Consider the following 8035-nt stretch of genomic DNA (forward strand, 5'->3'; position numbering starts at 1 on the left):
GCCGGAGCGGGGCCGGAGGAGGGTCATACATGACGTTCGAGACCACAGCAGGGGCATCAGCCGCGCCGGGCAGCGCCGCGCCAAGCAGTGCCGCGCCAAGCAGTGCCGCGCAGGGCGAGCTCTCCGGCGTCCGCGCCGTCGTGACCGGGGGTGCGTCGGGCATCGGCGCGGCGACAGTGCGCGCCATGCTCGCGCGCGGCGCGACGGTGACGTCGATCGACCGGGTGGCCGACGGCGTGCCCGAGGGCGCAGGAGCGCAGATCGCCGACGTGACGGACGACGCGGCGGTGCGCGCCGCCGTCGTGGCCGCGGCCGAGGCGATGGGCGGCATCGACGTCGTCGTGAACAACGCGGGGATCGGCGCGCAGGGCACCGTCGCGGACAACGACGACGCGGAGTGGCTGCGGGTCCTGGACGTGAACGTGCTCGGGATCGTCCGCGTGACGCGCGCCGCGCTGCCGTACCTGCGCGAGTCGCCGCACGCCGCCGTCGTGAACACCTGCTCGATCGCCGCGTGGACCGGCCTGCCGAACCGGGCGCTGTACTCGGCGTCCAAGGGTGCGGTGCAGTCGCTCACGCTCGCCATGGCCGCTGACCACGTGCGCGAGGGCATCCGGTTCAACTGTGTCAACCCCGGGACCGCCGACACGCCCTGGGTGAGCCGGCTGCTCGACGTCGCCGCCGACCCGGCCGCCGAGCGAGCGGCGCTGGAGGCCCGCCAGCCCTCGGGCCGGCTCGTCACCGCCGACGAGGTGGCGCACGCCGTCTGCTACCTCGCGAGCCCGCTCGCCGCCGCCACGACGGGCGCGATGCTCGCCGTCGACGGCGGATCGCACGCGCTGCGCACCCGCGCGCCCGAGCAGGGCTGACCTGAGTTGAGCGCAGAGTTGAGCGCAGAGCTGAGCGCAGAGCCGAGCGGAGGACGGGACACCATGGAGACGACGACGGTGCGCGACACCGGGATCCGGCTCACCACCCTCGGGTTCGGTGCCGCACCGGCGGGCAACCTGTACCAGGCGATGACCGACGAGGACGCGCACGCGACCTTCGAGGCCGCCTGGGCCGCCGGGATCCGGTACTTCGACACGGCGCCGCACTACGGGCTCGGCCTGTCGGAGCGCCGGCTCGGCGCCTTCCTGCGCACGCGGCCGCGCGACGAGCTGGTGGTGTCCACCAAGGTCGGGCGGCTGCTCGTCCCGTCACCCGAGACCGCGCACCGCAAGGACCCGGACATCTTCGAGGTGCCCGCCGCGACCCGCCGGGTCTGGGACTTCTCGCGCGACGGGGTGCTGCGGTCGCTCGAGGCCAGCCTGGAGCGCACCGGCCTGGACCGGGTGGACGTCGTCTACCTGCACGACCCCGACGAGCACTGGGAGCAGGCGGCGCACGAGGCGCTGCCCGCGCTCGTCGAGCTCCGCGACCAGGGTGTGGTCGGCGCGGTCGGCGCCGGGATGAACCAGTCCGCGATGCTCACACGGTTCGTCCGCGAGACCGACGTCGACGTCGTCATGTGCGCCGGGCGGTTCACGCTCCTGGAGCAGGCAGCGCTGGGCGACCTGCTGCCCGCGGCGGCCGAGCGGGGCGTCGCGGTGGTGGCTGCCGCCGCGTACAACTCGGGCATCCTCGCGCACGACTCACCGCCGTCGGACGCCACGTACGACTACGCGCCCGCGGCGGAGGAGCTGCTCGACCGGGCCCGGCGGATCGCCACCGTCTGCGCCGAGCACGGCGTGACGCTGCCGCAGGCGGCGCTCGCCTACGTGCGCACGCACCCGGCGGTCGTGAGCACCGTCGTCGGGCTCGCGACGCCCGAGCAGGCACGGCAGGCCGGGGAGCGGGCCGCGGTGCGGGTGCCGGCGGAGCTGTGGCGGGCGCTGGCCGATGCGGGCCTGCTCCCGGAGGCGGCGGTCCCCGCTCGCTGACAGTCATCGGTCATCCGATCTATCGGCACCACCCGGCGACACCACGGCACGGTTTGGTAGAGATCTGACCGAAGATCTTGAGATGCATCGGATGTCTGCGGTATGAATGCGACTACACGGAGGCAAAGGAGCATCGCGTGTCGGACCCAGCACTTCTCCGCGCCACGGGGATCAGCAAGTCCTTCCCCGGCGTGCTCGCGCTCGACGACGTCCACCTCGACCTGCGGCCCGGTGAGGTGCTGGCGCTCGTGGGGGAGAACGGGGCGGGCAAGTCGACCCTCCTGAAGCTGCTCTCCGGCATCTACCGGCCGGACGCCGGGACGATGGAGCTCGACGGGGCCCCGATGAGCCCCGCGGGCCCCCGCCAGGCGAACGAGCTCGGCATCAGCGTGATCCACCAGGAGTTCCACCTGATGCCCGACCTGACGGTCGCGCAGAACATCTTCATCGGCAGGGAACCCCGCCGGGTCGGCCTCATCAGGGACGACGAGCTCGTGCGCCGGGCGACCGCCCTCTTCGCACGCCTCGGCATCCCGCTCGACCCGCGGCAGCCGGTGTCCCACCTGAGCGTGGCCGGCCAGCAGATGGTCGAGATCGCCAAGGCGCTCTCGTTCGACGCCCGGGTGCTGATCATGGACGAGCCGACGGCGGCGCTCACGGAGACCGAGGTCGCGACGCTGTTCCGGATCGTGCGCGACTTCGTCTCGCCGCGCACCGGCGTCATCTACGTCTCGCACCGCATGGACGAGATCAAGGAGATCTCCGACCGCATCACCGTGCTGCGCGACGGCCGCTACGTGGACACGCTGCCCACCGCGAGCACCGAGACCCGCGAGGTCATCGCCGCCATGGTGGGCCGCCGGCTCGAGACCGGCGTGCGGCCGGCCATTCGTACCAGCAGGGCGACGGCGTCGGACGCGACCGAGCGCGAGGTGGTGCTCGCGGTGCGGGGCCTCAGCACCCGCAAGCTCCTGAAGGACGTGTCCTTCGAGCTGCACCGGGGCGAGATCCTCGGCTTCGCGGGCCTCATGGGCGCCGGGCGCACCGAGGTCGCCCGGGCGATCATCGGGGCGGACCGGTCCACCGGCGTCGTCGAGGTGCGGGGCAGGCCGGTCACGGTGCGCAACCCCGCCGACGCCGTCCGGCACGGCATCGGCTACCTCTCGGAGGACCGCAAGCGCTACGGACTGCTCCTGGACCAGGACGTCGTACGCAACGTGATGCTCTCCTCGCTGCCCGGCATGACCCGTGCGGGTTTCGTGCGCGACGCCGACGGGCGCCGGGCGGCCACCGAGATGGTGGACCGGCTCTCGATCCGCACACCGTCGGTCAACCAGACGGCCAAGAACCTGTCGGGCGGCAACCAGCAGAAGGTGGTCCTGGCCAAGTGGCTCGTGCGGGACTGTGACGTGCTGATCGTCGACGAGCCGACGCGCGGGATCGACGTCGGCGCGAAGGACGAGATCTACGGCCTGCTCACGAGCCTGGCGGCGCAGGGCAAGTCGATCATCGTGATCTCGTCCGAGCTGCCCGAGGTGCTGCGGCTCGCCGACCGGATAGTCGTCATGTGCGAGGGCCGGGTCACCGGCACCCTCGCCAATGCCGACGCGACCCAGCACGACATCATGGAGCTCGCGACGCGGTTCGGTGCCGACCGCTCGCTCGTCAAGACCGGAGACCCAGCATGACGACACCCAGCATGACTCCGAGCACCACGACCACCGGCCCGGCCCCGAAGCGTGCCACCGCGTTCGGCAACCGCCAGCAGCTGCAGCAGGTCCTCGCCTTCGCAGGGCTGGTGGTCATCTTCGCCTTCTTCTCGTTCGCCAGCCCGTACTTCCTCGACTGGGCGAACGTGAAGGGCATCCTGCTCGCGACGGCGGTCACCGGGATCATGGCGCTGGGCGCCACCTTCGTCATCGCGACCGGCGGGATCGACCTGTCGGTCGGCACCGGCATGACCCTGTGCTCGGTGATGACCGGCGTGTTCCTGGCGAACCTCGGCCTGCCGCTCGTCGTCGGCGTGCTGGGCGGGCTCGCGATCGGCGCCCTGATCGGCCTGCTCAACGGCCTGAACGTCTCGTACCTGCGGCTGCCGCCGTTCATCGCGACGCTCGCGATGATGATGGTCGCGCAGGGGCTCTCGCTGGTCATCTCCGGGACGAAGCCCATCTACTTCAGCGAGGTGGGCGGGTTCGACCAGCTCGCCGCCGGGGAGCTGGTCCCGGGGCTGCCCAACGCCGTCCTGATCTTCTTCGTCGCCGCCGTCATCGCCGGCGTCACGTTGAGCAAGACGCTCACCGGCCGCTATGCGCTCTCGATCGGCTCCAACGAGGAGGCGACGGCGATCTCAGGGGTCGACGTGCGGCGGTGGAAGGTGGTCATCTACACGGTCGCCGGTCTGTTCACGGGCCTGGCCGGCGTCGTCATGGCCTCCCGGCTCAACTCCGCGCAGCCCGGCCTCGGCCTCGGGTACGAACTCGAGGCGATCGCCGCCGTCGTCATCGGCGGAACGTCCCTGCGGGGCGGCAAGGCGACGATTCTGGGCACCGTGATCGGCGCGCTCATCATGGCGACGCTCACCAACGGCCTGCGGATCATGTCGATCCCGCAGGAGTGGCAGAAGGTCGCCGTCGGCATCGTGATCGTGCTCGCCGTCTACGCCGACATGCTGCGCCGCGGCAAGGAAGCCTGAGCTGACACCGCCTGAACTGACACCGCCTGAACTGACGTGAACTGACCACCGCGTGAACTGACCATCGAAGGAGCTGGATCAGCATGAACATCCACACCACCACGCGCAGGCGGTTCGCCGCGGCGGCCGCCGCCTCCGTCGCCGCGCTGCTCGCGCTCACGGCCTGTGCCTCGGGCGGGGGCGCGGAGCCGGGGGCCGGCGACAAGCCGTACGTCGCCCTGGTCTCCAAGGGTTTCCAGCATCAGTTCTGGCAGGCGGTCAAGCAGGGGGCCGACGACGCCGCGGCCGAGCTCGACGTCGAGGTCACGTTCGAGGGGCCCGAGACCGAGACCGAGGTCGAGAAGCAGCTCACCATGCTCCAGACGGCCCTCGACAAGAGCCCGGACGCGCTGGGCTTCGCGGCCCTCGACTCCGAGGCATCCATCCCGATGATGACCGACGCCTCCTCGCGCGGGATCCCCGTCATCGCGTTCGACTCCGGTGTCGAGTCGGACGTGCCGGTGACCACGGTGTCGACCGACAACCTGGCGGCGTCGGCCGAGGCGGCCAAGCACATGGCCGAGCTGGTCGGGAGCGGCAAGATCGCCATCATCGCGCACGACCAGACGTCGCAGACCGGGCAGCAGCGCGTCGAGGGGTTCACGCAGTACATCGAGGAGAACGCGCCCGACATCGAGATCGTGGACACGCAGTACGCGAACGGCGACCAGCTCAAGTCCGCCGACGCCGCGAAGGCGATCATGCAGGCCCACCCCGACCTCAAGGGCATCTACGGCACCAACGAGGGCTCCGCCGTCGGCGTGGTCAAGGCGGTGCAGGAGACCGGCAAGTCGGGGAAGCTCACGGTGATCGGCTTCGACTCGGGCAAGGCGCAGACCGACGCGATCCGCGACGGGCTGATGGCCGGCGCGATCACGCAGGACCCGATCAAGATGGGCTACGAGACGGTCAAGGCCGCGGTCGCCGCGATCAACGACGAGGAGCTGGAGCCGGTCATCGACTCGGGCTTCTACTGGTACGACAAGAACAACATCGACGACGAGGACATAGCGGCGGTCCTGTACGAGTGACCAGTCCTACTCCAGGTTCTCTGGCCTCGGGAGGGAGTCCTCCACGCCCAGCAGGTGGCTCGCCATGCGGATGCGGGCCGCCTCCGGGTCCCGCGCGGCGAGCGCGCGCCAGATGGCCTCGTGCTCGCCGTGCGTGCGCTCCTCGATGCCCTCGGTGTGCAGGCCGCGCCAGAGCCTGGCCCGGACGGTGCGGCCCGCGAACGACTCGATGAGCGCCTCCAGCACCGGGTTGCCGGTGTGCGCCGCGATGACGCGGTGGAACGCGATGTCGATCTCGATGAACCGGTCGTGGTCCACCGACGCGCCGTGCATGATCTCCGGGACGCGGTCAAGGATCGCGCGTGCCTCGGCCACCGCGTCGTCGGTCATCCGGGTGGCGGCCAGGCCCGCCGCCTCCGTCTCCAGCACGCGGCGCACGCTGTGGAAGGCGGGCATGGCGCCGTCGTCCTGCAGGTCAAGGACCATCGCCATGGGGGAGAGCAGGCGGGCGGGATCGAGGCTGGTGACGTAGGTGCCGTCGCCCTGGCGGGTGTGCACGACGCCGAGGATCGACAGGGCGCGGACGCCCTCCCGGAGCGAGCCGCGGGAGACCTGGAGCGTGTCGGCCAGGTCCTTCTCGACGGGCAGCCGGTCGCCGGGCCGGAGCTGTCCGTCGAGGATCATCCTGCGGATGCCGTCGACTACCTCGTCAGTGCGGGACATGCTCGGAAGTATCGCGCACAGGAGTGTCGCGCACAGAACTATCGAGCACAGAACTATCGCCCACCCAGTACGTCCCGCCCGGGAACCTGAACCGGTCGAGGGAGTCCTCGTACATCTGCGTGGAGTAGCCCGGCCGGGACGGCAGCACGTACGCGGTGCCCGCGCCCTTGTCGGCGACGATGCACGGGTCCGTGAAGTGCTCGTGCAGGTGGTCCACGTACTCGGTCACGCGGCCGTCGAGGTCCCCGCTGATCGCCACGTAGTCGAGCACGGAAACGTGCTGCACCATCTCGCACAGGCCGACGCCGCCCGCGTGCGGGCACACAGGCACCCCGAACTTCGCCGCGAGCAGCAGCACGGCGACTATCTCGTTGATGCTCGCGAGCCGCCCGGTGTCGAGCTGGCAGTAGTCGATCGCCTCGGCCTGGAACAGCTGCTTGAACATCACGCGGTTGTGGCAGTGCTCGCCCGTCGCCACCCCGATCGGCGCGACGGCGCGGCGGACGGCGGCGTGGCCCAGGATGTCGTCGGGCGACGTCGGCTCCTCGATCCACAGCGGGTCGAACCTGGCCAGCTCGCGCATCCACTCGATCGCCTGCGGCACGTCCCAGACCTGGTTGGCGTCGATCATCAGCGCGCGGTCCGGGCCGAGCACCTCGCGCGCGATCGCCAGGCGGCGGACGTCCTCCTCGAGGCTCGCCCCGACCTTGAGCTTCACGTGCTGGTACCCGGCGTCGACGGCCTCCTGGCAGAGCCGCCGGAGCTTGGCGTCGCTGTAGCCGAGCCACCCGGCCGACGTCGTGTAGACCGGGTAGCCGGTCCGTTCGAGGTGTGCGATCCGCTCCTGCTTGGTGCCCTCGCGTTCGCGGAGGATCTTGAGTGCGTCCTCGCGGGTCAGCGCGTCGGAGAGGTAGCGAAGGTCGGCGACGTCGACCAGCTCCTCCGGTGTCATGTCGACCAGCACGCGCCACAGCGGCTTGCCCGCGCGGCGCGCGACCAGGTCCCAGGCCGCGTTGAGCACCGCGGCCAGCGACAGGTGCACCACACCCTTCTCGGGCCCGAGCCAGCGCATCTGGCTGTCGGACGTCAGGTCCCGGTAGACGGCGCCCATGTCGGCGGCGACCTCGTCGACGTCCCGGCCCACGAGCGCTGCCGCCTGCTGGCGCGCGGCCTCGGCGACGATGTCGTTGCCCCGGCCGATGGTGAACGTCAGCCCGTAACCGCCGAGCGTGGCGCCGGGGTCGTCCGGGTCCGGCGCGTCCGTCTCCAGCACGACGTAGGCGGCCGAGTAGTCGCCGTCCTTGTTCATCGCGTCGGAACCATCGGCGGTGACCGACGTCGGGAACCGCACGTCCTCTACCCGGACCCCTGTGATCGTGGCCATGCCCGCCCTTTCGCAAACATCAGATGAACTGCCAGCAATCTACGGAGAGTAGACGCAAGGGTCAAGGCGGCGACACTGGATCCGGGGGATTGGTTCGATCAATGGGCCGCGGACCGAGTCGGAGCCAGAGCGGACGCGAACCAGTGGCGGGCCCACGGGGTCGGCAGGCCCATGAGTTCGGTCCCTTGCACGGTCGCCGAGATGACTTCGGTCGGTTGCCCCGTGGACGGTGCCGACACCGACCCAAAGACGGGGGACCCCC

Annotated in this window: 7 protein-coding genes; 5 read left to right on the top strand and 2 right to left on the bottom strand. The window is 70.9% G+C overall.

Going from position 1 to position 8035, the window contains the following annotated elements; all coding sequences use genetic code 11:
• Window positions 1-29: 29 nt before the first annotated feature.
• The 5 genes from AB0I32_RS15860 (at window position 30) to AB0I32_RS15880 (ending at window position 5687) form a co-directional block, all read left to right on the top strand.
• Window positions 30-869: an SDR family oxidoreductase gene (locus AB0I32_RS15860; RefSeq protein ID WP_357507573.1), complete on the top strand. Its 840-nt coding sequence runs from the start codon at window positions 30-32 to the stop codon at window positions 867-869.
• A gap of 63 nt (window positions 870-932) precedes the next feature.
• Window positions 933-1922, top strand: a complete 990-nt coding sequence (locus AB0I32_RS15865) for an aldo/keto reductase (protein WP_357507575.1) — start codon at window positions 933-935, stop codon at window positions 1920-1922.
• A gap of 137 nt (window positions 1923-2059) precedes the next feature.
• A complete protein-coding gene (locus tag AB0I32_RS15870; protein WP_357507577.1) occupies window positions 2060-3610 on the top strand; it encodes a sugar ABC transporter ATP-binding protein in 1551 nt (516 codons plus the stop codon).
• The gene (locus AB0I32_RS15875) at window positions 3607-4617 is read left to right on the top strand and encodes an ABC transporter permease (RefSeq protein WP_357507579.1); all 1011 of its coding nucleotides are present in this window, start codon (window positions 3607-3609) and stop codon (window positions 4615-4617) included. Before AB0I32_RS15870 ends, AB0I32_RS15875 begins: the two co-directional genes overlap by 4 nt.
• An 83-nt stretch (window positions 4618-4700) precedes the next feature.
• Window positions 4701-5687: an ABC transporter substrate-binding protein gene (locus AB0I32_RS15880; protein ID WP_357507581.1), complete on the top strand. Its 987-nt coding sequence runs from the start codon at window positions 4701-4703 to the stop codon at window positions 5685-5687.
• Window positions 5688-5693: 6 nt separating this feature from the next.
• Here the strand turns inward: AB0I32_RS15880 and AB0I32_RS15885 are convergent, their stop codons facing one another.
• Both AB0I32_RS15885 and AB0I32_RS15890 read right to left on the bottom strand, forming a co-directional pair.
• On the bottom strand, window positions 5694-6389 hold the full coding sequence (locus AB0I32_RS15885) for a FadR/GntR family transcriptional regulator (RefSeq protein ID WP_357507583.1): 696 nt from the start codon (window positions 6387-6389) through the stop codon (window positions 5694-5696).
• Window positions 6376-7773 carry an enolase C-terminal domain-like protein gene (locus AB0I32_RS15890; protein ID WP_357507585.1) on the bottom strand — a complete coding sequence of 466 codons (1398 nt, stop codon included), beginning with the start codon at window positions 7771-7773 and terminating at the stop codon, window positions 6376-6378. Before AB0I32_RS15890 ends, AB0I32_RS15885 begins: the two co-directional genes overlap by 14 nt.
• Between the last annotated feature and the right edge of the window lie 262 nt (window positions 7774-8035).

It is taken from the genome of Promicromonospora sp. NPDC050249, assembly GCF_040656015.1.
Classification (GTDB): domain Bacteria; phylum Actinomycetota; class Actinomycetes; order Actinomycetales; family Cellulomonadaceae; genus Promicromonospora.